Source organism: Mesorhizobium sp. Cs1299R1N1 (assembly GCF_037179655.1).
In the GTDB taxonomy this organism is placed as follows: Bacteria; Pseudomonadota; Alphaproteobacteria; order Rhizobiales; family Rhizobiaceae; genus Mesorhizobium; species Mesorhizobium salmacidum.
In genome coordinates this window covers 397,437-416,756 of the sequence record NZ_JAPYKR010000001.1, presented here as the reverse complement: position 1 = coordinate 416,756, position 19,320 = coordinate 397,437, and the positions used below count along the sequence as shown (strand labels likewise).

At 62.7% G+C, this 19,320-nt stretch carries 26 protein-coding genes; 9 read left to right on the top strand and 17 right to left on the bottom strand.

The window, feature by feature from the left end; genetic code table 11:
• The first annotated feature begins 177 nt into the window (after positions 1 to 177).
• The 3 genes from rpoN (at position 178) to ptsN (ending at position 3,075) form a co-directional block, all read left to right on the top strand.
• Positions 178 to 1,704, top strand: coding sequence for an RNA polymerase factor sigma-54 (gene rpoN, locus O7A70_RS01995; protein ID WP_337138807.1), 1,527 nt, complete (start codon positions 178 to 180; stop codon positions 1,702 to 1,704).
• A 264-nt stretch (positions 1,705 to 1,968) separates the two neighbouring features.
• Complete coding sequence (gene hpf, locus O7A70_RS01990) at positions 1,969 to 2,553, top strand: ribosome hibernation-promoting factor, HPF/YfiA family (RefSeq protein WP_027143036.1); 585 nt, start codon at positions 1,969 to 1,971, stop codon at positions 2,551 to 2,553.
• Positions 2,554 to 2,610: 57 nt separating this feature from the next.
• Positions 2,611 to 3,075 (top strand): PTS IIA-like nitrogen regulatory protein PtsN, encoded by a 465-nt coding sequence (ptsN, locus tag O7A70_RS01985; RefSeq protein ID WP_027056629.1) that lies wholly within the window; start codon positions 2,611 to 2,613, stop codon positions 3,073 to 3,075.
• A 65-nt stretch (positions 3,076 to 3,140) separates the two neighbouring features.
• On the opposite strand, the gene O7A70_RS01980 is transcribed toward ptsN, so the two are convergent.
• From O7A70_RS01980 to O7A70_RS01970, 3 genes are all read right to left on the bottom strand, one after another.
• Entirely contained in the window at positions 3,141 to 3,398 is a 258-nt protein-coding gene (locus O7A70_RS01980) for a DUF1150 family protein (protein WP_015315721.1), read from the bottom strand.
• Positions 3,399 to 3,462: 64 nt separating this feature from the next.
• Complete coding sequence (locus tag O7A70_RS01975; RefSeq protein WP_337138806.1) at positions 3,463 to 3,888, bottom strand: Hsp20 family protein; 426 nt, start codon at positions 3,886 to 3,888, stop codon at positions 3,463 to 3,465.
• A gap of 1 nt (position 3,889) precedes the next feature.
• Entirely contained in the window at positions 3,890 to 4,216 is a 327-nt protein-coding gene (locus O7A70_RS01970) for a hypothetical protein (RefSeq protein ID WP_337138805.1), read from the bottom strand.
• Here O7A70_RS01970 and O7A70_RS01965 point away from each other — a divergent pair.
• Complete coding sequence (locus O7A70_RS01965; protein WP_337138804.1) at positions 4,191 to 5,135, top strand: nucleoside hydrolase; 945 nt, start codon at positions 4,191 to 4,193, stop codon at positions 5,133 to 5,135. The two genes, O7A70_RS01970 and O7A70_RS01965, sit on opposite strands and share 26 nt — an antisense overlap.
• 39 nt (positions 5,136 to 5,174) lie before the next feature.
• On the opposite strand, the gene O7A70_RS01960 is transcribed toward O7A70_RS01965, so the two are convergent.
• The 10 genes from O7A70_RS01960 to O7A70_RS01915 form a co-directional block, all read right to left on the bottom strand.
• A complete protein-coding gene (locus O7A70_RS01960; protein WP_337138803.1) occupies positions 5,175 to 5,555 on the bottom strand; it encodes a hypothetical protein in 381 nt (126 codons plus the stop codon).
• Positions 5,556 to 5,630: 75 nt separating this feature from the next.
• Positions 5,631 to 6,245 carry a LysE family translocator gene (locus O7A70_RS01955; RefSeq protein WP_337138802.1) on the bottom strand — a complete coding sequence of 205 codons (615 nt, stop codon included), beginning with the start codon at positions 6,243 to 6,245 and terminating at the stop codon, positions 5,631 to 5,633.
• 93 nt (positions 6,246 to 6,338) lie between these two features.
• Positions 6,339 to 7,784, bottom strand: coding sequence for an amidase (locus tag O7A70_RS01950; RefSeq protein WP_337138801.1), 1,446 nt, complete (start codon positions 7,782 to 7,784; stop codon positions 6,339 to 6,341).
• Between the two features lies 1 nt (position 7,785).
• Positions 7,786 to 8,691 (bottom strand): ribokinase, encoded by a 906-nt coding sequence (locus O7A70_RS01945; RefSeq protein ID WP_337138800.1) that lies wholly within the window; start codon positions 8,689 to 8,691, stop codon positions 7,786 to 7,788.
• Positions 8,692 to 8,779: 88 nt separating this feature from the next.
• Entirely contained in the window at positions 8,780 to 9,262 is a 483-nt protein-coding gene (locus tag O7A70_RS01940; protein ID WP_337138799.1) for a hypothetical protein, read from the bottom strand.
• Positions 9,237 to 9,755 (bottom strand): hypothetical protein, encoded by a 519-nt coding sequence (locus tag O7A70_RS01935; protein ID WP_337138798.1) that lies wholly within the window; start codon positions 9,753 to 9,755, stop codon positions 9,237 to 9,239. The genes O7A70_RS01940 and O7A70_RS01935 overlap by 26 nt, the downstream gene beginning before the upstream one ends.
• Entirely contained in the window at positions 9,722 to 10,114 is a 393-nt protein-coding gene (locus tag O7A70_RS01930) for a hypothetical protein (RefSeq protein ID WP_337138797.1), read from the bottom strand. Before O7A70_RS01930 ends, O7A70_RS01935 begins: the two co-directional genes overlap by 34 nt.
• Positions 10,115 to 10,136: 22 nt before the next feature.
• A complete protein-coding gene (locus tag O7A70_RS01925; RefSeq protein WP_337138796.1) occupies positions 10,137 to 10,607 on the bottom strand; it encodes a hypothetical protein in 471 nt (156 codons plus the stop codon).
• Positions 10,608 to 10,829: 222 nt separating this feature from the next.
• Positions 10,830 to 11,708: a bifunctional helix-turn-helix domain-containing protein/methylated-DNA--[protein]-cysteine S-methyltransferase gene (locus O7A70_RS01920; RefSeq protein ID WP_337138795.1), complete on the bottom strand. Its 879-nt coding sequence runs from the start codon at positions 11,706 to 11,708 to the stop codon at positions 10,830 to 10,832.
• Positions 11,709 to 11,845: 137 nt separating this feature from the next.
• Positions 11,846 to 12,340: a DUF2244 domain-containing protein gene (locus O7A70_RS01915; protein ID WP_027143023.1), complete on the bottom strand. Its 495-nt coding sequence runs from the start codon at positions 12,338 to 12,340 to the stop codon at positions 11,846 to 11,848.
• A gap of 22 nt (positions 12,341 to 12,362) precedes the next feature.
• Between O7A70_RS01915 and nth the strand changes: the two genes are divergently transcribed.
• Positions 12,363 to 13,169 (top strand): endonuclease III, encoded by an 807-nt coding sequence (gene nth / locus O7A70_RS01910; protein WP_337138794.1) that lies wholly within the window; start codon positions 12,363 to 12,365, stop codon positions 13,167 to 13,169.
• Here nth and O7A70_RS01905 read toward each other — a convergent pair.
• Positions 13,163 to 13,618, bottom strand: a complete 456-nt coding sequence (locus O7A70_RS01905; RefSeq protein ID WP_337138793.1) for a DUF2214 family protein — start codon at positions 13,616 to 13,618, stop codon at positions 13,163 to 13,165. The two genes, nth and O7A70_RS01905, sit on opposite strands and share 7 nt — an antisense overlap.
• Before the next feature lie 220 nt (positions 13,619 to 13,838).
• Here O7A70_RS01905 and O7A70_RS01900 point away from each other — a divergent pair, with 220 nt between their 5' ends.
• Both O7A70_RS01900 and O7A70_RS01895 read left to right on the top strand, forming a co-directional pair.
• A complete protein-coding gene (locus O7A70_RS01900) occupies positions 13,839 to 14,378 on the top strand; it encodes a GNAT family N-acetyltransferase (protein ID WP_337129145.1) in 540 nt (179 codons plus the stop codon).
• Positions 14,379 to 14,466: 88 nt separating this feature from the next.
• Positions 14,467 to 15,543, top strand: coding sequence for an OmpA family protein (locus O7A70_RS01895; RefSeq protein WP_337138792.1), 1,077 nt, complete (start codon positions 14,467 to 14,469; stop codon positions 15,541 to 15,543).
• A 139-nt stretch (positions 15,544 to 15,682) separates the two neighbouring features.
• Here O7A70_RS01895 and O7A70_RS01890 read toward each other — a convergent pair whose 3' ends face one another.
• Together O7A70_RS01890 and O7A70_RS01885 are read right to left on the bottom strand one after the other, a co-directional pair.
• Positions 15,683 to 16,159 (bottom strand): NUDIX hydrolase, encoded by a 477-nt coding sequence (locus tag O7A70_RS01890; protein ID WP_337138791.1) that lies wholly within the window; start codon positions 16,157 to 16,159, stop codon positions 15,683 to 15,685.
• A 127-nt stretch (positions 16,160 to 16,286) separates the two neighbouring features.
• A complete protein-coding gene (locus O7A70_RS01885; RefSeq protein ID WP_442921147.1) occupies positions 16,287 to 16,595 on the bottom strand; it encodes a hypothetical protein in 309 nt (102 codons plus the stop codon).
• Positions 16,596 to 16,674: 79 nt separating this feature from the next.
• Between O7A70_RS01885 and O7A70_RS01880 the strand changes: the two genes are divergently transcribed.
• The gene (locus O7A70_RS01880; protein ID WP_337138790.1) at positions 16,675 to 16,995 is read left to right on the top strand and encodes a hypothetical protein; all 321 of its coding nucleotides are present in this window, start codon (positions 16,675 to 16,677) and stop codon (positions 16,993 to 16,995) included.
• A 183-nt stretch (positions 16,996 to 17,178) separates the two neighbouring features.
• Positions 17,179 to 17,760: an invasion associated locus B family protein gene (locus O7A70_RS01875; RefSeq protein WP_337138789.1), complete on the top strand. Its 582-nt coding sequence runs from the start codon at positions 17,179 to 17,181 to the stop codon at positions 17,758 to 17,760.
• A gap of 52 nt (positions 17,761 to 17,812) precedes the next feature.
• Here O7A70_RS01875 and coaBC read toward each other — a convergent pair whose 3' ends face one another.
• Entirely contained in the window at positions 17,813 to 19,285 is a 1,473-nt protein-coding gene (gene coaBC / locus O7A70_RS01870; RefSeq protein ID WP_337138788.1) for a bifunctional phosphopantothenoylcysteine decarboxylase/phosphopantothenate--cysteine ligase CoaBC, read from the bottom strand.
• Between the last annotated feature and the right edge of the window lie 35 nt (positions 19,286 to 19,320).

Here is a 19,320-nt window from a genome sequence, read left to right as displayed (position 1 = left end):
GCGATTTTTTGCGCGCCGACGGCCAGTTTTTCGCGATTTTGATCCGCAATAACGCTCCGGTAAGCGAGTTTTGCTAGGCTTTGCCTTGACAAGCAAAAGCCGGGCCAGTTTCTATGGCCGGCCGAGAAATTCATTCCGGAAGTCCGGACGCGTAGAGGAGGCGTTTGAAACCGAACCATGGCATTGGCGGCGAAACTACAGCTCCGACAGTCGCAGTCGCTGGTGATGACGCCGCAGCTGATGCAGTCGATTCGGCTGCTGCAGTTCACCCATGCGGAGCTCGAGCATTTCATCGACGAGGAGATCGAGCGCAACCCGCTCCTGGAGCGCGCCGAGCCGCAGGACGATGCTGCGAGCGATCAGGCGCAGAAGCTCGAGGCTGAGCCGCAAGCGGCGCCCGATGGCGACTGGTTCGAGAACGAGACGGTATGGAGCGCCGAGGCGATCTCGGAAAAGCTCGATACGTCCCTGGAAAACCTGTTTCCCGATGATCCCGGCACCAGCGAACGGCTCGGGCCCGACCTGACGGCGCAATGGAAATCGGCTTCGGGCAGTGGCGGCGGCTCCTCTTCCGAGGGGCTCGATGCCGGCGACATGGCGGCGAGCGCGATCACGCTGCGCGATCATGTCGGCGAGCAGGTCGCGCTCGCCTTCACCGATCCCGTAGCGCGGCTGATCGCCGGAGAACTTGCCGATGGGCTCGACGAGACCGGCTATGTCAGGGCCGATCTGGCGGAGATCGCTGGGCGGCTTGGCACCGACGGTGTGGCGGTGGGCAAGGTGCTGGCCGTATGCCAGACCTTCGAGCCGGCCGGCCTGTTTGCCCGCGATCTCGCGGAATGCCTTTCCCTGCAGCTTGCCGTGCGTGACCGGCTCGATCCGGCCATGAAGGCCCTGATTGCCAATCTCGAACTGCTGGCGCGCCGCGATTTCCAGACGCTTAAGCGGCTCTGCGGCGTCGATGAGGAGGATTTGCTCGACATGCTGGCCGAAATCCGGGCGCTCGACCCACGGCCTGGCATGGCGTTTTCGGGCGGCGCCAGTAACTCGATCGTCGCCGATGTCGAGGTGAGGGCGGCCAATGACGGCAGCTGGACCGTCGAACTCAACGCCGAAACGCTGCCGCGCGTGCTGGTCGACCATATCTATTTCGCCCAGGTGTCGCCGCACGCGAAAAACCAGGCGGAGAAGGACTTCCTGGCCGAGTGCCTGCAGAATGCCAACTGGCTGACACGCAGCCTCGACCAGCGGGCCAAGACGATCCTCAAAGTGGCCTCGGAAATCGTGCGCCAGCAGGACGCCTTCCTCGTCCATGGCGTGCGCCACCTGAAGCCGCTCAACCTGCGCACGGTGGCGGACGCCATCGGCATGCACGAATCGACGGTCAGCCGGGTCACCGCGAACAAATACATGCTCACCCCGCGCGGCGTGTTCGAACTGCGCTATTTCTTCACCGCCTCGATCGCGGCATCGGGTGGTGGCGATGCGCATTCCTCCGAAGCGGTGCGTGATCGCATCAAGCAAATGATCGACGAAGAGAAGCCCGTCGATGTGCTGTCGGACGATGCTATCGTCGACATGCTGAGGGAAAGCGGCGTCGATATCGCCCGTCGCACGGTCGCCAAGTACCGGGAAGGCATGAATATTCCCTCATCGGTGCAGCGCCGGCGCGAGAAGCGGGCGCTCGCCAGCGCCGGCCGTTAGGCACTCGCGATTTTCACAGTTTTCGAGTTTCATTGACAAGCCAGGGTGAAGTGGCTAGAAGCCCGCCCGCATGAGACGGGCTTGATGCCCGCTAGCGGATGGTCCGTCACGACAATGACCCGGGACGGTCAAGAAGGCGGCTTGTGATCAACCGGAAAGTTCGGATTTAAATCGGCGCGAGTGACGCCGCAAAGCTTGTGCGCACGGATCACGAGTATAAACTCGGGCCAGTTTGAAGCCTGAGCAAGGAAGGTCAGTTTTCAGATGAATCTGCGCATTTCGGGAAAGCACATGGATATCGGCGATGCGTTCCGCACACGCATCAACGATCGTGTCGGTGAAGCGATCGGCAAATATTTCGATCGCGGCTTCGCGGGACACGTCACCGTCATCAAATCGGGCTCGCGCTATTCGGCGGATTGCATGATCAGGCTGGATTCCGGCGCCTCGCTGCAGGCCACGGGCGATGCCCAGGATCCGACGCTCGCCTTCGAGGCCGCCGCCGATCGGCTGGAGACCCGGCTTCGGCGCTACAAGCGCCGTTTGAAATCGCACAATTCGGGCAATGCCAATGGCGAGTTGACCGACATTGCCTATACCGTGATGGCACCGCTTGCCGATGACGATGAGGAGATCCCGGAGGATTTCGCACCGGCCATCGTCGCCGAATCAACCATGACGCTGAAGACCATGTCGGTGGCCTCAGCCGTCATCGAGCTCGATACCAAGGACAGTCCGGTGGTTGTTTTCCGCAATGCCGGAACCGACCATCTCAACATCGTCTATCGCCGGCCCGACGGAAACATCGGCTGGATCGATCCGTCCACGACCAAAGTCGCACAGGGATAAAAGCCGGCCGCACGAGGGGTGGGGACTGGCGCGGCAGGCGAACAAGGATTTTCAAGCATGGATCTGAGCGATCTTATCAGCGTTCCGGCGATTTTGCCGGCGTTGAAGGCGAATTCCAAGAAGCAGCTTCTGCAATTGCTGTCCGAGCGGGCCGCGGCGATTTCGGGCATCCCGGAACGGGAGGTGTTCGACACCATCCTGCAGCGCGAGCGCCTGGGGTCGACCGGCGTCGGCAACGGCATCGCCATCCCGCACGGCAAGCTCGCCGGCGTGAAGCGCATCGCCGGCGTTTTCGCCCGGCTGGAAACCCCGGTCGATTTCGAATCGCTCGATGACCAACCGGTTGATCTGGTGTTTCTGCTGCTGGCGCCTGAAGGGGCGGGTGCCGATCATCTAAAGGCGCTGTCGCGCATCGCGCGCGTGCTGCGCGACGCCGACACGGTGGCCAAGGTCAGGGGGACGCGCGACGCCGCGGCGATCCACGCGCTTTTGTCGGACACGCAGGCCTCGCACGCGGCCTGAAGCCATCTTTTTTAAGATATCACCCCAAGGGCCGCCGTGAGCGGCCCTTTCGTTTCCGTCCCGCCTTAATGAATGGCGACGGTGGTCAGGTCGTTTTCCATGGCGCCGGCCAAGGCACGGTCACGCGCATCGGAAAGCAGGATCGGCTGGCCGTTGGCGCCAAACAGGGCCCACAGCTCCATACCGGGCGCGATTTCGCCGATGTTGGGAAAGCGGCCGAGCAGTTCATCGCTCGAGACCTTGCGCAGATAGGCGACCGAGCCTTCGCCGAGATGGGCGAACTCGCCGCTGGTCATGGTGATGGTTTCGTCAGTTCTGGTCATTTCAAGCCTCCTTGGCGCGAGGACGCCGCTCAAGGCCATCCCGCATGAGAGCCATCAGTGAAGATCAGTCTTTCACCGATATATTTATTTTCCGTACCAGCCGTTCAGACTCCGGCCGATCGAGGTCGATCGACAAAAGGCCGTTCTTCAGCTCCGCCGCGATCACGCGCATGCCGTCGGCCAGCACGAAGCAGCGCTGGAACTGGCGTGCGGCAATGCCGCGATGAAGGAATTCGCGCTCGGTATCGTCGGTCTGACGACCGCGCACGACCAACTGGTTTTCCTCCGTTGTCACATCGAGATCGCTTTCGGCGAAACCGGCGACAGCAAGTGTAATGCGTAGCCTTTCGGCCTTGCCGTCGGCACCGCTGAGGCGCTCGATGTTGTAGGGAGGGTAGCTGTCACCGGACTTCGCCAGACGCTCCAGGGTCTTTTCCATGGCGTCGAAACCCAGGAGAAGCGGGCTGGACAAAGGCGTCATTCGGCTCATGTTACACTGTCCTCTCAAGAGCGACATAAACTGGAAAAACCCAAATGGCATTTTTCCCGATGGCCTTGATATGGTCCGCCCCACGACCAAGTTCAAGCCACCAAAAGACCCGCCCAAAAAGACCAAGCCGTGGACTCACAGGAATAATCGACATGGCGCTTGAAACGACGCGCGGATGCAAGGAGAAGCGCGCAGGCCGGGACCGTTCCCCGTCGAGCGTTTCGGCAGCTTGCAGCCGGTTGGCGTTTTTCGGGCGCACGATCGGTCCGGTGAGCTGATGGCTAGCCAAACAAGGAATTGAAATGCCCCAACCACGCAAGATCATCATCGACACCGATCCCGGCCAGGACGATGCCGTCGCCATTCTGCTGGCGCTCGGCAGTAGCGAACTGGACATCATCGGCATTACCGCCGTTGCCGGCAACGTGCCGTTGAAACTGACCGAAAAGAACGCCCGCAAGATCTGCGAACTGGCCGGCCGGCCAGATATCAAGGTCTATGCCGGCGCCATCCGTCCGTTGGCGCGCGAACTGGTCACAGCCGAGGAGGTGCATGGCAAGACCGGCCTCAACGGGCCGCAACTGCCCGAACCGACGATGAAGCTGCAGGAGCAGTATGCCGTCGATTTCATCGTCGAGACGCTGATGAAGGAAGAGAGCGGCACCATCACGCTTTGCCCGCTCGGGCCGCTTACCAACATAGCGCTGGCACTAATCCGCGAACCGCGCATTGCATCGCGCATCAAGGAAATCGTGCTGATGGGCGGCGGCTTCTTCGAAGGCGGCAATGTCACGCCGACCGCCGAATTCAACATCTATGTCGATCCGCAGGCCGCCGATCTGGTGTTCAAGTCCGGCATCCCGATCGTGATGATGCCGCTCGACGTCACCCATAAGGCGCTGACCACGGCCAAGCGCATCGATGCTTTCCGCAAGCTTGGTAGCAAGGTCGGCATCGCCACGGCAGACATGCTCGAATTCTTCGAGCGTTACGACGAGGAGAAGTACGGCACCGATGGCGGGCCGCTGCACGACCCCTGCGTCATCGCCTACCTGCTGAAGCCGGATCTGTTCAAGGGCCGCCATTGCAACGTCAGCGTGGAAACCGCCTCGGAACTGACCATGGGCATGACCGTGATCGACTGGTGGGGCGTGACCAAGCGGGAAAAGAACGCCATGGTGATGCGCGACATCGACCATGACGGGTTTTTTGCGCTGCTGGTGGAGAGGCTGGGGCGGCTTAACTGACGTTTTTTGGACAACGCGCGTTGTCACCAGCGCGCGTTGTCACCCATTGAGCAATCGATAGGTGTCGACGCCGTGCTTGTGGTGCTGCCGTTCAATAGGAACGAGGGAGCCAAGAAGATGCGGTCGCTCGACGTCATCGTCGATCGATATCCGCGTGTTGTCGTCATCAAGGCGCACATCGTAGGTGTAGTATAGATTGTGACCTACCATGGCAGACGGGCTGATAGGCTTCACTCTGACGTATTCGACCACGGCCATCACGCGTTGGGTGGCGACGACCGGATTGGCCTGAAGCCCTACAATCGCGATGGATTTCATCAGCGCAAAGGCGCAAAAGAAAGCGATGCCGACCACTGCGTCGCTGTACTCGTATTGCAAAATAAGCAAGCGATCCCGAAAGGAAACGTTTGATTTGCGCATAGTGAAGAATTGTGCAGCGGCGTACAATTCTTCAATATGTCTCTGCGAAAATTTATGAAGAAGGCGCTTTCGTGGTTACTTCGACCGCGAAAACGCCAGCCACAGGCCGCCGCCGACCATGAAGCTGCCGCTGATCCTGGACAGGAGCTTGACGCGGCCGGCCGAGAGCATGCGGCCGGCGCGGCCGGCGGCGAGCGCATAGGTCGAATCCGACATGGCGGCGAAGATCATGGCGGTAAGGCCCATGACGACGATCTGCAGCGAATAATTGCCCTGCGGCGCGATGAACTGCGGGAAGAAGGCGCCGAAGAAAATCAGCGTCTTGGGATTGCTCAGCGCCACAAGCAGGCCCTGCAGGAAGAAGCCGCCGCGTGGTTTCCGGGCGGTTCCGTCGGCGTTCAGCGTGCCCTTCGAGCGGAACATCTGCACGCCCATCCAGATCAGGTAGGCGGCACCGATCAGGCGCACCCACTCGAACCAGTGACCCATGCCCGAGATCAGCGTGTTGAGGCCGATGCCGACGATGGCGATCATGACGGCGAGACCCGCCTGTGTGCCGGCGACATTGGCGAGACCAGCACGAGTTCCGTGGCGGATGCTGTTGGCGATGATCAAGGTCACCGTTGGCCCGGGGACCAGGATGATGACGATGCAGGCAAGAACATAGGCGGCGTAGAGTTCCAGCGACATGATTTTTCCTCGCAATGCCGCTACGCGGCCTTTCAGGCGACAATCAATGCATGGCGGCGATAACGACGCAAGCCGGTGCGCGGCGCGCCTGGCTCAGGCGCCGGCAGGCCAGGGCAACGTCGTCTCATAGGCGGCCGCGGCCTTCAACACGGCGAGATCGCCGCGTGGCCGGCCGATCAGCTGCATGCCCATGGGCCGGCCCCTGTCGTCGAAGCCGACCGGCACATTGACCGCCGGGCAACCGCCCAAGGTGGCGAAGGCTGAAACCTGCATCCAGCGATGGTAGCTGTCCATCGCCCGCCCGGCGACCTCGCGGGGCCAATGGGTGCCGACATCGAAGGGGAAGACCTGTGCGGTTGGCAGCGCGATGAGGTCGAAGCGGTCGAAGATCGACAACAGCATCCGGTGCCAGGAGGTGCGCACGACCGAAGCCGCGCGGATTTGCGGCGCCGTCAGCCGCATGGCGTTCTCTACTTCCCAGACGGCTTCCGGTTTCAGCAGGCCGCGCCTGGCGGGATCGTCATAATGCACTTTCAGGGCGCAGCCGCTGCTGGCCTGGCGCAGCGTCACGAAGGCTTGCCAGAGTGCTTCGAAATCGAAATCCGGTCGCAAGGGCTCGGCCAGGAAGGATACATCCGTGAACCGTGCGAGTGCTGCCTCACAAAGATCGAGGATGCCGGGCTCGATCGGCAGATGGCCGCCGAGATCGCCCAGCCAGGCGATGCGGCCGCCGGTCGCCACCGTCGCGAGCCCTTCAAGGAAGGAGCCTTGCTTCTCATAGGACAGGGGCGCCTGCGGGTGATAACCGGCCTGCACGTCGAGCAACAGCGCCATGTCGGCGACGTTGCGACCCATCGGCCCCTCCACGCCCATCTGCGCCTGAAAAACCTCGAAGTCGGGACCAGCGGGCACGAGCCCCTGCGATGGCCGAAAACCGTAGACATTGTTCCAGGCCGCCGGGTTGCGTAGCGAACCGCCGAAATCGCTGCCGTCGGCGACGGGCACCATGTCGAGTGCCAGCGCCACCGCCGCACCGCCGCTCGAGCCGCCGGCGGTGAGCGACGGATCGAAAGCATTCAGTGTTGGCCCGAACACGTTGTTGTAGGTGTTGGAGCCGAGCCCGAATTCGGGAACATTGGTCTTGCCGATGATGATGGCGCCGGCGTCGCGGATGCGTTCGACGAAGAAATCGTCTTCCTGAGGCACGAAATCGGCGAAGATCGGCGAGCCGAACGAGGTTCTGAGGCCCGTTGTGGAGGCAAGGTCCTTGATGGCAATGGGAAGGCCAAAGAGGGACCCGCTTCCATCCGTCCGCCTGATATCGGCGGCGTCGGCCTCGCGCAGGATGTCGGCGCGGTCGCGCAACGAGACAATGGCGTTGACCAGCGGGTTGATCGCATCGATGCGATCGAGGAACGCCGTCACCACCTCGCGCACGGAGAGTTTCTTTCGGCGGATCGCGTCGGCGAGTTCGACAGCCGACAGGCGGCAGATGTCGCTGGCCGCGGGTACGGCATGTCTGGTGCGGGGGCGCATCATCTCAACGGGTTTCCTGCAAGGCCTGGTCGACGTCTTTCGCCAGCGGGATTGCCGGCTGGGCGCCGGGCTTGACGCAAGCCAGCGAGCCGGCGGCGCCGGCACGCGCCAATGCCTGTTCGAGCGTGAGGCCCGACGCCACGCCGGCCGCGAAATAGCCGCAGAATGTGTCGCCGGCCCCGACCGTGTCGACCGGCGTGATCTTCAACGCGGGAACGGTCAGGAAATCGCTCGGCGTCGCCGCCGTCACGCCTTCGCCGCCAAGCGTGACGATGATGGCGCGTCCGGTTTTCCCGGCAAAATCGCGCATGCGCGCCTTCCGATCGCGGCCGCTGAGCGCCAGGGCCTCGCCATAGAGGTCGAACTCGGTTTCGTTGGCTACGACGTAGTCAGCCTTGCCGAGGAAGCCTGCCGCTTTGGCGTGGAACGGAGCCGTGTTGAGCACGGTGACCGCGCCGGCCGCCCTTGCCTGGTCGAGGGCCGCATCGATCGTCGCGAGCGGAATCTCATGCTGCAGCAGCACGACGTCGCCCTTTTTCAGAAAAGCCTTGGAGAGGTCGCCGGGCACCACGGAAGCATTGGCGCCGGCAACCACGGCGATGATGTTCTCGCCGTCGTCGCCGACCATGATCAGCGCCGTGCCGGTCGAGGCAAAGGTCTCTCCCACGCCCGACAGGTCGACCTTGGCCTCGCGCAGCAACGCCAGAGCCTCGGGTGCGAAATTGTCCTTGCCGACGGCGCCGACCATGCGCACCTGAGCACCGGCACGTGCGGCGGCGAGCGCCTGGTTGGCGCCCTTGCCGCCGGGCGCCGTCGTGAAACCGGACCCGCTCACCGTCTCACCGGGGCTCGGCAAGCGGTCGACATTGGCGATAAGGTCGAGGTTGATCGAGCCGACTACGATAATCAAGAAATGCCTCCTGCTGAATGCAGGGGAAGCTATCCTGCCAGGCCGTTCGATGCCAGACCACGCGAATGGTCCAGCACAATTTGCCGCCTCACTCGCATCGCACGGTGACGATGCCCTGATAGTTGCCGGCGGGAAAGATACCGCTCGATTTGGTGGCGGTGAGGTCGACCTGCATGGCGTGGGTGCCGTTGACGACCCTTTGCGGCACGCCCCCATTGTTGTCGACGCCCGAGCCATCGAGGCGGAAGACCGAGACGAAGGTCACGTTGGTGCCACCGCCGCTCGGCGCGGACGAGAATACCACAGGCGCCGGCGCTGAAACCGAATAACAGTCCAGCAGGTTGAACAGCGAGCACAGCGTGGAGCTTGCCACCACGGTGGCACTGGCGCTCGATCCGCCTGCCTGCTTGGATCCGAGTATGCCGATGGCCGGATTTGCGGTCATCGTTCCCGATGCCCCGACCATGATGGTGCAGGTGCCGATGATCGCCGCCTGCGCCGGAAGGCAGAAGCCGGCGAGCGCGGCCATCGCAAGCAGCGCCCGGTTATTTCTTCTTCTTTTTCTTGCCATCGCCGCTTCCGGTCCTGATGTTCCAGCCTTCGTTGGCCCATCCGGGTGATGCGGCCACGGGCGTGGGAGCGCTAGCGGCCACGCTCGCCGTCGGGCCGTCGCCGCCGAGGCCCATCTTGAGCAGTTTCAGCTCCAGTTGCAGGCGCTCGACCTCGAGTTCATAGAGGCGGCTGCAATCGACACGCTTCGGCGTACGACCGATCGGAATCACCACGCGGCCGTAGGTGGCGACGTCGTTGTTCGACTGGCTGTTGCCTCTGATAACGCCGAGGTCGAAATAGGCGCCGGTGCCCGACACCGCCGAACGGCAGGTGGTGCCGTCGGAGGCGTGGACCTCGTCCTGGCCCTGAGGCAACGTCACGCCCGGCAAATTGAAGCCGCTCTCGTTCTGGTTGAGGTTGTAGACATCCTCGGCCAGCGCCGGCGAGATCCCCGCCCACATTGCCGCAAACGCGACTGTCAGGACTTGCGGTGCCCAAAAAACTTTCCGCATATCTGTGCCTTTATCTGCGTCTGTTGATTGGGAAAGGGGATGCTCTCGGTACAGATACGCACTTTACGCTCGGCAGCGCCGCCGAAGGGCACGACCACAAGGACGGGACGGGAAGCCTGCGAGCCCAGTTGGAAGACGTTCGGAGAGATCTTGGCGTCCACTGGCTGAAAATTCTGATCGTAGACGTGGATTTCGACCTTTATCTTCTGGCCGTAGGGATTGGCGGGGAACACGCGGATCGCGAAGGCGTCGGTGAAACTGTTGACCTCACCCCGCATCGGCGACATCGACTGGGCGCCCGCGGCAATGGGCATCAATCCGACAGCCAGCGCCGTCGCCAGGTTCAGAGCATGTTTCAAGGACCCCTCCTTCGCGGGGACGTCATTCGCAACGCAGCGTTACCGTTGCCTGATAGTTGCCGTTCGCGAAGCGATTGCTGCCGCCCTTGGTGCCGGCGAGATGGACCGATACAAGGTCGGCGCCGGGGACTGTCAGGGCGGTGGAGGACGCCGTTTCCGAAATCGTGTGGGCGCCGCTGGCCGAATAGGTCGGTGTCCAGGTGATGGCCGTGCTGTCGGCGGCCGGCACGGTGGTGAGGGTCACCGGATCAACGCTCAGCGAAACACCCCCGGTGGTGGTGAGCGTGACTGTTCCAGCCGAACCGCCGCTGTTGTGCGAGCTCAGCGACTGAAGGTCGGGGCTTACCGTCATCGTGCCGTTGGTGGCGACGACAAGCGTGCAGGTCGCGGTGACCGTGCCGTTGAAAATGACATTCTGCTGTGTGGCCATCGCAGCCTGGTCCAGGCACGCGACCAACAGAGTTGCGCCGAAAGCGGCGCGAAACAACGTCATCGAAACCCTCCTATTAAGTCGGAATGTCCGAATTAATATGGGTCATCATCGCTTTAGCATGGTTAATTTAGCGTAAACTTAAATAAACCGCCAAAACAACGGCGGTGAAGAAACCGATGGTTGTCGCCGGTTGTGTCCAGAAATTCTCGAAATAATTCTCACTAATACTTCGCAATGCGAATATTCATATATTCCTTGGAACCGGAATTAAAAATCGACATTTCAGGACGAAATCTGCCCCGCTTCCCAGCCGAGGATGGCGCGTTTGCGGGTCAGGCCCCAGTGATAGCCGGTGAGATCGCCTGATTTGCCGATGGCGCGGTGGCAAGGCACCACGAAAGAGAGCGGGTTGGCGCCGTTGGCGGCGCCGACCGCGCGGCTGGCGCTCGGCGCGCCGATGCTGGCGGCGATCGAGGAATAGGTGCGGGCCTTGCCTATCGGGATCCGCAGCAAGGCCTCCCAGACGCGGACCTGAAAGTCGGTGCCGATCATGACGACGTGCAGCGGCTGATCGGCGCGCCACAACGTCGGCTCGAAGATGCGCGCGGCATAGGGGCCTGTCGCTTCCCTGTCCTCGACATAGAGGGCGTTGGGCCAGCGGCCGGACATGTCGGCGAAGGCGGCGCGCTCCTCGCCGGCGTCGCAGAAGGCGAGGCCGGCAAGCCCGCGATCCGTGGCCATGATCAAGGCAGTGCCGAACGGGGAGGGGTGATAGCCGTAACGGATGGTGAGGCCAGCGCCGCGCGTCTTGTAGTCGCCCGGCGACATTGCCTCATGGGTGACGAACAGGTCGTGCAGCCGGCCCGGACCGGACATGCCCAGTTCAAATGAGGTTTCGAGCAGCGGCATGCCGGAATCGAGCAGCTTGCGCGCATGGTCCAGCGTCACCGCCTGCAGGAAGGCCTTGGGTGACAGGCCGGCCCAGCGGGTGAAGAGTTTTTGCAAGCCGGTCGGCGTCTCGCCGACTTCCTCGGCCAGTTCTTCCAGCGATGGCTGGTCGCGATAGTCGAGGCTGATCTTCTCGATGGCGCGGCGCACGATCTCGTAGTCGCTGCCCTCGGGCGTGATGTCCTTCTTGAGGACTGCCGTGTGTGTGCTCATGGACCTGTCTCCTTGGGCCAGAATATCGCCTCTTGGGGCGCCGATCGCCACCCGAAACTTGCCTTCTTGCAGCGCTTGCCCAGATAGACTCCGGCTTCGAGCCCGGACGGAAAACCGCTTGTTTTCCTGGAATTGCTTTAGCGCGCCTTGGCGGTCGCCAGCGCGCGCGCGAAGGCGGTGGCGAAGCTCTCGCGGGAATCGGGGTCGAGGAAGCCGCCGATCGGCACGTTCTGGCCCTGTGCTTCCACGATCATTCTGGTGATGCCGATCTCGGCGTGACGGGCGACCGAAAACCGCGCCCAGAAAGGGTTGAAGCGGTGCGCTTCCGATTTTCCCGAGGGGGCCGTCTTCCGGATATCGAGGCTGGTGCGCGAGACCGACACTTCCTCGCGGGCGCGTGCGGCCCGATAATTGACGCGGAAGGCGATATAGACGGCAATCACGTCGAGGCCGAAGAAGCCGAACACCGGCCAGGCGCCGCGCGACAGGAAAAACGCACCCGTGACCAGCCAGCCGAACATCAGTGCGCCCATCAGGATCAGGAAGCCCGTCCGGCCGAGCGACCGGTGTGGGGTCAGCAATGCGTGAAAGAAGGGCTCATCAGCCTGAAACGAGGCGTTTGTGTCGCTCATGACAGGATATTATAGGAGGGAAATGGCCAGCCCCAAGTCCAAAGAATCTTCCATGCCCGAAAAAGAGCCGCCGTCCGGACGGCGCGACGGCTCCAATGCCAAGCCGGGTCCACGTCCCGCTCGGCGGACTTCGCGCTACAGCCCGGCCGAAGTGCACGAGATTTTCCGACGCTTTTCGGTGCAGCGGCCAGAGCCGAAGGGCGAGCTCGAACACGTCAACCCCTTCACGCTGCTGGTGGCGGTGGTGCTGTCGGCGCAAGCCACCGATGCCGGCGTCAACAAAGCGACGCGGGCTTTGTTCAAGGCCGCCGATACGCCGCAAAAGATGCTGGCGCTGGGTGAAGCCAAGGTCGGCGACTATGTCAGGACCATCGGGCTCTGGCGCAACAAGGCCAAGAACGTCATCGCACTATCGGAGGCGTTGATCCGCGACCATGGCGGCGAGGTGCCCAATGACCGCGATGAGCTGGTCAAGCTGCCCGGTGTCGGGCGCAAGACCGCCAATGTCGTGCTCAACATGGCCTTCGGCCAGCATACGATGGCGGTCGACACCCACATCTTGCGCATCGGCAACCGGCTTGGCCTGGCGCCTGGCAAGACCCCGGAACAGGTCGAGCAGGAACTTCTGAAGATCATCCCGGACGAATATATCCGCCATGCGCATCACTGGCTGATCTTGCATGGCCGCTATGTCTGCAAGGCGCGCAAGCCGGATTGTCCGGCCTGCGTTATCGCCGATATCTGCAAGGCAGAGGTGAAGACGACCAGCATTCCGGCACCGCTGGTGCCGATCGCTCCGCTTGAAACGATTGCCGCCGACGATCAGTAGCCGTAGCCACGCGCCATCGCCGCGGCGAAAACCGGGATCAGCAGGAAGACGAACGCCTCGGCGCGGATATAGGTCTTCACCGAGGCCAGTTCGCCGACAGGCACGGCGAAGGCAGGATTGGCGCTCGCCTGCCGGCTCCAGGAAATGAAACGCACGGTCGGGATGATCGACAGCAGGCCGACGGTGCCGAATGCCGCCATCTTGGCCCAGAACACCCAGTTGTAGACGTAGAACTCCCAACCCTTGAGCCCCCAGACGACACGGCCGATGCCGACGATGATGATGAGCGCGGCGATGATGCCGTAGTGACGGTCGATGCCGGCGAGCCGCTTGAGCGTCGCGGCGGGCAGGTCGCCACGGATCAGCACGAATTCGGCGCCGATGATCCCGGCTAGCGAGAACACCAGCAGATGGTGGATGATGGCGAGCACGAGGTCGGTGGTGTCCATGCGGGTTTCCTTGGATCGGCGGCAGTGGCCGGCGCCTGAAAAATTGGGACGCGCTGAATCAGCCGGCGTCGAAAATAACACCGCCGCGCGAAAATCCCATAGCGCCCGGATGTCGTGAAGGCTGCCGGACGTTGCGGCTTGGATGATGGTTCCTGGTTTCCTGGCTCTTGCACCGCGCCGGCGATTTGCTAACCGCAGGCCGTAACGCGAGGCAAATCCAATGAACACGACGCAAGCGACCATCGCCCCGGTCATCGAGACGCCGCGAACCATCCTGCGGGCACACCGGCTCGGCGATTTCGATGCCTATGCCACGATGTGGGCCGACCCCGTCGTCACCCGTTTCATCGGCGGCAAGCCGCGCACGCGTGAAGAAAGCTGGATGCGCTTCCTGCGCCACGCCGGCCTGTGGTCGCTGATCGGCTACGGCTTCTGGGCCATCGAGGAGAAAGCGACTGGCCGCTTCGTCGGCGAGGCCGGGTTCCACGATCTGAAGCGCGACATGGAGCCGTCGATCGAAGGTATCCCCGAGGCGGGGTGGGCGCTCGCTCCGGCCGCGCACGGCGCCGGCCTTGCCACGGAGATCGTCAGCCGCGTGCATGGCTGGGGCAACGAGACGTTCGGACTTGCCAGAACCGTCTGCATCATCGATCCCGACAATACGGCCTCCTTGAACGTCGCCAGGAAGTGCGGCTATACCGAATTGACGCAGATCCTCTATCACGACGCCCCGATGATCCTGCTGGAGCGGCTGCCCTGAGCGGCGTCATCGACTGGACATACCCGCTCTGCTAGCATCGAGCCTCAAGCGAGGGGATCGATCGATGCATGCATTAAAGTCGACAATCATGAGGGTTTTCTGGGCGGGGCTTGTTCTCGCGCTGACAGTGCGGCTCGCGGCAGCCGACGCGACGGTGCCGACCGCCGATATCGCGGGCGCCGCCGACAATCAACTGGCCAAGCGCTACGAAGGCTCTTTCATCGTGTCCTACGCAAAGCTTGCTTTTACCGACTTCAGCGTACCGCTGTCGCCCCTGAAGCCAAGTGCAGATCCCAACGCGCGCGACGCCATGAACAATCGCGTTTTCGCGCCGGACAAGAAGGCCGAGGTGGAGGGTGCGCTGACCCGTATCGCCTATGTGCTGCCGGCCGAGCGCTCGCCGCTCGAGGTGCTGCGCAATTATCAGGATGTGATCAAGGGAGCAGGAGGCGAAGTCCTGTTCGAGTGCAAGAAGGAGGAATGTGGCGGCGCTGCCGACCGCTCGTCGAGCGGCGGCGGCGGCGACATGAGCCTGACGATGTATTCCTTCCATGAAAGCGATCTCAAGGACGCGGCATTCTCCAATGGCGCTTGCGCGTTGGCTACCGGCATCAACGACCAGCGCTATTTCTCGGCCAAGGTGCCGCAGGACGGCGGCGACGCCTATGTCACGGTGCAGACTTATTCGTTGACCGACAATCTCTACTGCAAGGAACTCAACGGTCGCACCGTCGCCGTAGTGCAGGTGCTGGAACCCAAGGCGCGCGACAAGAAAATGGTGGTCGTCGAAGCGGCCAAGATGGCGGACTCGCTCTCCGCCACCGGCAGCATCTCCCTCTACGGCATCTTCTTCGACACCGACAAGGCTGACATCAAGCCGGAGTCCGAGCCGACGCTGAAGGAGATTTCGACGCTTTTGACCAATGAGCCCGGGATGACCGTGATCGTCGTCGGCCACACCGACAATCAAGGCGCCTTCGATTACAACCTAGACCTGTCGTCCCGGCGGGCGCAGGCGGTCAAGGCGGCGCTCGTGGCGAAATACGGGATCGATGGGTCGCGGCTTACGGCTGCCGGAGCCGGCATGATGGCGCCCGTCGCCAGCAATGACGAGGAGACCGGCCGCGCCAAGAACCGTCGGGTGGTTCTGGTCAAGTTGAACTAAGCGCTTTCGAGCGCTTCAAATTCTTTGTTGCGACGCAATCCGGACGGGAACCCACACTTTTCCGCGCGAATGGCTGTGGGCCTATAGCGGCCCGCCGGCACGGCCGCTTCCTGGAGATGAGGGCACGGACAATTGAGGCTTATGCCTGCTCGAGCGGCGCGGGCTTGGGCAGCGCCAAGGTGTTCACCAGCGTCGAGAGATCGGGTTCGTCGATGAGCATCGCGGCCTCGGCCGGCGCCAGCCAGGCCCGCTGCCGCCGTTTGGCCTCCTGCCAGTCGGCAAGCTCTTCCGTCACTTCCAGCAGAAACACGATGACGTCGACGCGGACAAAGCGGTTGGCCAAGCGTTTCCAGTAGGAATAGGTGCCCGCCGGCTGCTTCAGCGTTTTGCCAAGCACGCCGGCTTCCTCCAGCGCCTCGATGGTGGCTGCCTTGCGCCCGCTCTTGCCTTTCATCGGCCATCCCTTCGGGACGATGAAGCGTCTCGTCGTTCTCGATGTGACCAGCATCACCTCGATACCGCCGCGCGGGTTCAGCCGAAAGGGAATGGCCGCCACCTGGCGGATCCTTTCGCCTTTCTTGGCCTGGCGCACGGCCTTTTTCTTGGTGGCTGCCATCTTGATAATCCAGTCGCTGCAATGCCCCTTAGCGTGATGCGACGCCTTTGCAAAATCCAAACTGCCGCAGGGGCACCTAAAGTGCCCTACCATGTAAGTCGGCTAAATAAAAGAAGATGCCCGTCGATCAGCGGCAGGTGCTGACGGCGGTGTTGCCGATTATCTGCGTCTGGCAGCTCGGCCTGACCTGCGGAACGACAGGCGGCGGCTGCTGGACGATAACGCGATCCTGGGCACGATACTGCTGTTGCTGCTGCTGAAATTGCTGCCGCTGAACCCGGCTCTGCAAGGCCTGCAGGTCATTCTGCTGGATGAGCACATTGTTTCTGGCCGCAGGATCGAGCATCTGCGCGGAAGCAGGCGATGCAAAGCCGACGAAAGCCGCCCCGGCCAGTACCGCCAGTACGAAACTCATAGGTGTACGACGCATGTACATCCGCTCATTCCTGCAAAAAAACCTCATCGCACCAGATATATAGGGTGTTTGTCCTGCGATGCCATGGCGGGAATACGACGTGGACCTCAACAACCTCGACGGCGAAGCTCCGCTGAACTTCCTGTCGATCGACAAGCTGTTCACCGAATATGTGGTGGCCAAGGGTTCGGCGATGGCCGATTCCGGCATAGAGGCGAAGACCTTGCATCCGGCAGTGGACTTCAACGTCCAGTTCAAGGTGGATAACGGCACCAATCTCGTTCTCTACGCCGATCCGACCTTCCTCGAACTGGCGCAGGATCCGGGTTCCGGCACTCACCGATCCGGGCGTGTTCCAGATGGCGCAGTGGCCACTTTGCGGCTGCGGAGAATCTGCCCGGCAACCCGGCATTGCACTTGACGGGAGCGATCGATTCGCCGCTCTATCGGGTCGGCGCCGGCCTCGAGCCGAAAGGCGTCAATGCGTCGGCATGTCCGTCAGGTATAATGGCGCCTTCGGGGAAACGGTCAAACAGAATGCAGTCAGCGCGTCTCTCAAGGTCAGTTTCTGGACTGGCTCGAGGCGGAGCCGGGAGAGGTCTTGATGGGGAAATACGCGTATTTCGCAGCAGTGCTGGGTGCTGCCTGCATCGCCGGCCTGCCGGCCATGTCGGCGCAAACCAAGAGCGACAAGGTGACGGCAACACCGCCCGCCGCAGTTGACGCGCCGCAGCTGCCCGGTGGTGCATCGGCCTTGTCCGAAACTCACGGCGACTGGACGGTCAATTGCCAGATATCGGGCACGAACAAGGTCTGCAGCCTGTCGCATCAGCAGTTCAACAAGCAAAGCAACCAGCGGCTGCTGGCGATCGAGCTGTCGAGCAAGACCGGCGAGGATGCGACCGGAACCCTTGCCCTGCCGTTCGGCCTGGCGCTTGCCAAGGGTGTTGCGCTGACCATAGATGACCAGAAGCTCGATGGCAGCCTGCCGTTCAACACCTGCCAGGTGGTCGGCTGCCTTGTGCCGGTGGCGTTCGATGCCAATGTCACGCCGCTGCTGAAGAACGGCACCACGCTCAAGATCGACGCGTTCGCGGCCGATACCGGGCAAGTCGTAAGCTTTTCAATTCCGCTCAATGGCTTCGGCGGGGCGCTTGCCCGCACGGCTGAGCTTTTGGCCAACTGACGGCCTAGCGCACCGCAGGCGACAGGATATTGGCGGCTTCCGCCAACACTTGTCAGACGACGATCGTTTTCAACCGCTCGGCGATGAGCGCGGCGAGCCGCGCCGCGACCTCGTCCTTGGTCATTTCAGGCCATTCCTCGACGCCGTTCCTAGACACGATCCGGACCCGGTTGCGATCGCCGCCCATCACGCCTGAAGGACCGATGCCGCTGGTCTGCGACACATCGTTGGCGACGATGAGATCGGCACCTTTCTTGCTGAGCTTGGCCTCGGCGTTGCGCAGGAGATCCTGCGTCTCGGCGGCAAAGCCGACGACCAGGCCGGGTCGCCGCCCGTGGTGACCGACACCAGCCAGGATGTCGGGGTTCTCGACCATGCGCAGCACCGGCGGACCTTCGCCCGCAACCTTCTTGATCTTCTCACCGGCCGAATTCTCGGTGCGCCAGTCGGCAACAGCGGCGACGAATACCGCGGCGTCGGCGGGCAGAAGCTGCTCCACCGCGTCGCGCATTTCCTGCGCTCGCTCGACATGTATGGTTTTCACGCCGGCTGGGTCGGCAATGCCTACGGGACCGGAGACAAGTCGGACATCGGCGCCAAGCCTTGCCAATGCCGCGGCGATGGCGTGGCCCTGCTTGCCGGACGACCGGTTGGCGATATAGCGCACGGGATCGATCGGCTCGTGCGTCGGGCCTGACGTGACGATGATCCTGCGCCCCGCCAGCGGCTTGGGGCCGGCATCGAGCAGCGCCTCGACCGCGGCGACGATCTCCAGCGGTTCGGCCATGCGGCCTTCGCCGGCCTCGTTGCTCTCGGCCATCTCACCCTTGGCGGGGCCGACGAAGGTGACGCCGTCCTTGCCCAAGGTCGCGCGGTTGCGGCGGGTGGCGGGATGCGACCACATCTTCGGGTTCATCGCCGGGGCCATCAGCACCGGCTTGTCGGCGGCGATGAGGACGGTCGAGGCCAGATCGTTGGCATGGCCATTGGCGAGCTTGGCCATCAGGTCGGCGGTTGCGGGCGCCACCACCAGGAGGTCCGCCTCGCGCGATAGCCTGATGTGGCCGACATCGTGTTCATCGTTGCGGTCGAACATGTCGGTGAAGACATGGTCGGCGGAGAGCGCCCCGACCGACAGCGTCGTCACGAATTCCTGCGCCGCCGACGTCATGACCACCCGCACCGCCGCACCACGCTCGCGCAGCCGGCGGATCAGATCGAGCGCCTTGTAGGCGGCGATGCCGCCGCCGATGATGAGCAGGATGCGCTTGTTGGAAAGTGTGCCTCGCGGCAAGCTCTTGACTGCCAAGGCCGACGCCACGGTCGGGGCGCCTTGCGAATTGGCCAGTTCAAGGAGGGCTTTCTCGATCTGATCGAGACGGCCAACCGGGCCGATCTGGCCGTCGACAGCGGCCCGGATCATCACCCGCGCCTGTTCTTCCATGGAGCGATCGTTTTCCGCCGCCAGCTGGCGCAGCAGTTCCTTGACCTCATCATCAAGGTTGCGGATCGTGATGCTGGCCATATGATTGCACTCTGCTCATCTTGCCTGATTGCGAT

Coding starts and splice junctions, on each gene's coding strand:
- rpoN (WP_337138807.1), top strand. CDS start 178: ATGGCATTGGCGGCGAAACTACAGCTCCGACAGTCGCAGTCGCTGGTG.
- hpf (WP_027143036.1), top strand. CDS start 1,969: ATGAATCTGCGCATTTCGGGAAAGCACATGGATATCGGCGATGCGTTC.
- ptsN (WP_027056629.1), top strand. CDS start 2,611: ATGGATCTGAGCGATCTTATCAGCGTTCCGGCGATTTTGCCGGCGTTG.
- O7A70_RS01980 (WP_015315721.1), bottom strand. CDS start 3,398: ATGACCAGAACTGACGAAACCATCACCATGACCAGCGGCGAGTTCGCC.
- O7A70_RS01975 (WP_337138806.1), bottom strand. CDS start 3,888: ATGAGCCGAATGACGCCTTTGTCCAGCCCGCTTCTCCTGGGTTTCGAC.
- O7A70_RS01965 (WP_337138804.1), top strand. CDS start 4,191: ATGCCCCAACCACGCAAGATCATCATCGACACCGATCCCGGCCAGGAC.
- O7A70_RS01970 (WP_337138805.1), bottom strand. CDS start 4,216: ATGATGATCTTGCGTGGTTGGGGCATTTCAATTCCTTGTTTGGCTAGC.
- O7A70_RS01960 (WP_337138803.1), bottom strand. CDS start 5,555: ATGCGCAAATCAAACGTTTCCTTTCGGGATCGCTTGCTTATTTTGCAA.
- O7A70_RS01955 (WP_337138802.1), bottom strand. CDS start 6,245: ATGTCGCTGGAACTCTACGCCGCCTATGTTCTTGCCTGCATCGTCATC.
- O7A70_RS01950 (WP_337138801.1), bottom strand. CDS start 7,784: ATGATGCGCCCCCGCACCAGACATGCCGTACCCGCGGCCAGCGACATC.
- O7A70_RS01940 (WP_337138799.1), bottom strand. CDS start 9,262: ATGGCAAGAAAAAGAAGAAGAAATAACCGGGCGCTGCTTGCGATGGCC.
- O7A70_RS01935 (WP_337138798.1), bottom strand. CDS start 9,755: ATGCGGAAAGTTTTTTGGGCACCGCAAGTCCTGACAGTCGCGTTTGCG.
- O7A70_RS01925 (WP_337138796.1), bottom strand. CDS start 10,607: ATGACGTTGTTTCGCGCCGCTTTCGGCGCAACTCTGTTGGTCGCGTGC.
- O7A70_RS01920 (WP_337138795.1), bottom strand. CDS start 11,708: ATGAGCACACACACGGCAGTCCTCAAGAAGGACATCACGCCCGAGGGC.
- O7A70_RS01915 (WP_027143023.1), bottom strand. CDS start 12,340: ATGAGCGACACAAACGCCTCGTTTCAGGCTGATGAGCCCTTCTTTCAC.
- nth (WP_337138794.1), top strand. CDS start 12,363: ATGGCCAGCCCCAAGTCCAAAGAATCTTCCATGCCCGAAAAAGAGCCG.
- O7A70_RS01905 (WP_337138793.1), bottom strand. CDS start 13,618: ATGGACACCACCGACCTCGTGCTCGCCATCATCCACCATCTGCTGGTG.
- O7A70_RS01900 (WP_337129145.1), top strand. CDS start 13,839: ATGAACACGACGCAAGCGACCATCGCCCCGGTCATCGAGACGCCGCGA.
- O7A70_RS01895 (WP_337138792.1), top strand. CDS start 14,467: ATGAGGGTTTTCTGGGCGGGGCTTGTTCTCGCGCTGACAGTGCGGCTC.
- O7A70_RS01890 (WP_337138791.1), bottom strand. CDS start 16,159: ATGGCAGCCACCAAGAAAAAGGCCGTGCGCCAGGCCAAGAAAGGCGAA.
- O7A70_RS01885 (WP_442921147.1), bottom strand. CDS start 16,595: ATGTACATGCGTCGTACACCTATGAGTTTCGTACTGGCGGTACTGGCC.
- O7A70_RS01875 (WP_337138789.1), top strand. CDS start 17,179: ATGGGGAAATACGCGTATTTCGCAGCAGTGCTGGGTGCTGCCTGCATC.
- coaBC (WP_337138788.1), bottom strand. CDS start 19,285: ATGGCCAGCATCACGATCCGCAACCTTGATGATGAGGTCAAGGAACTG.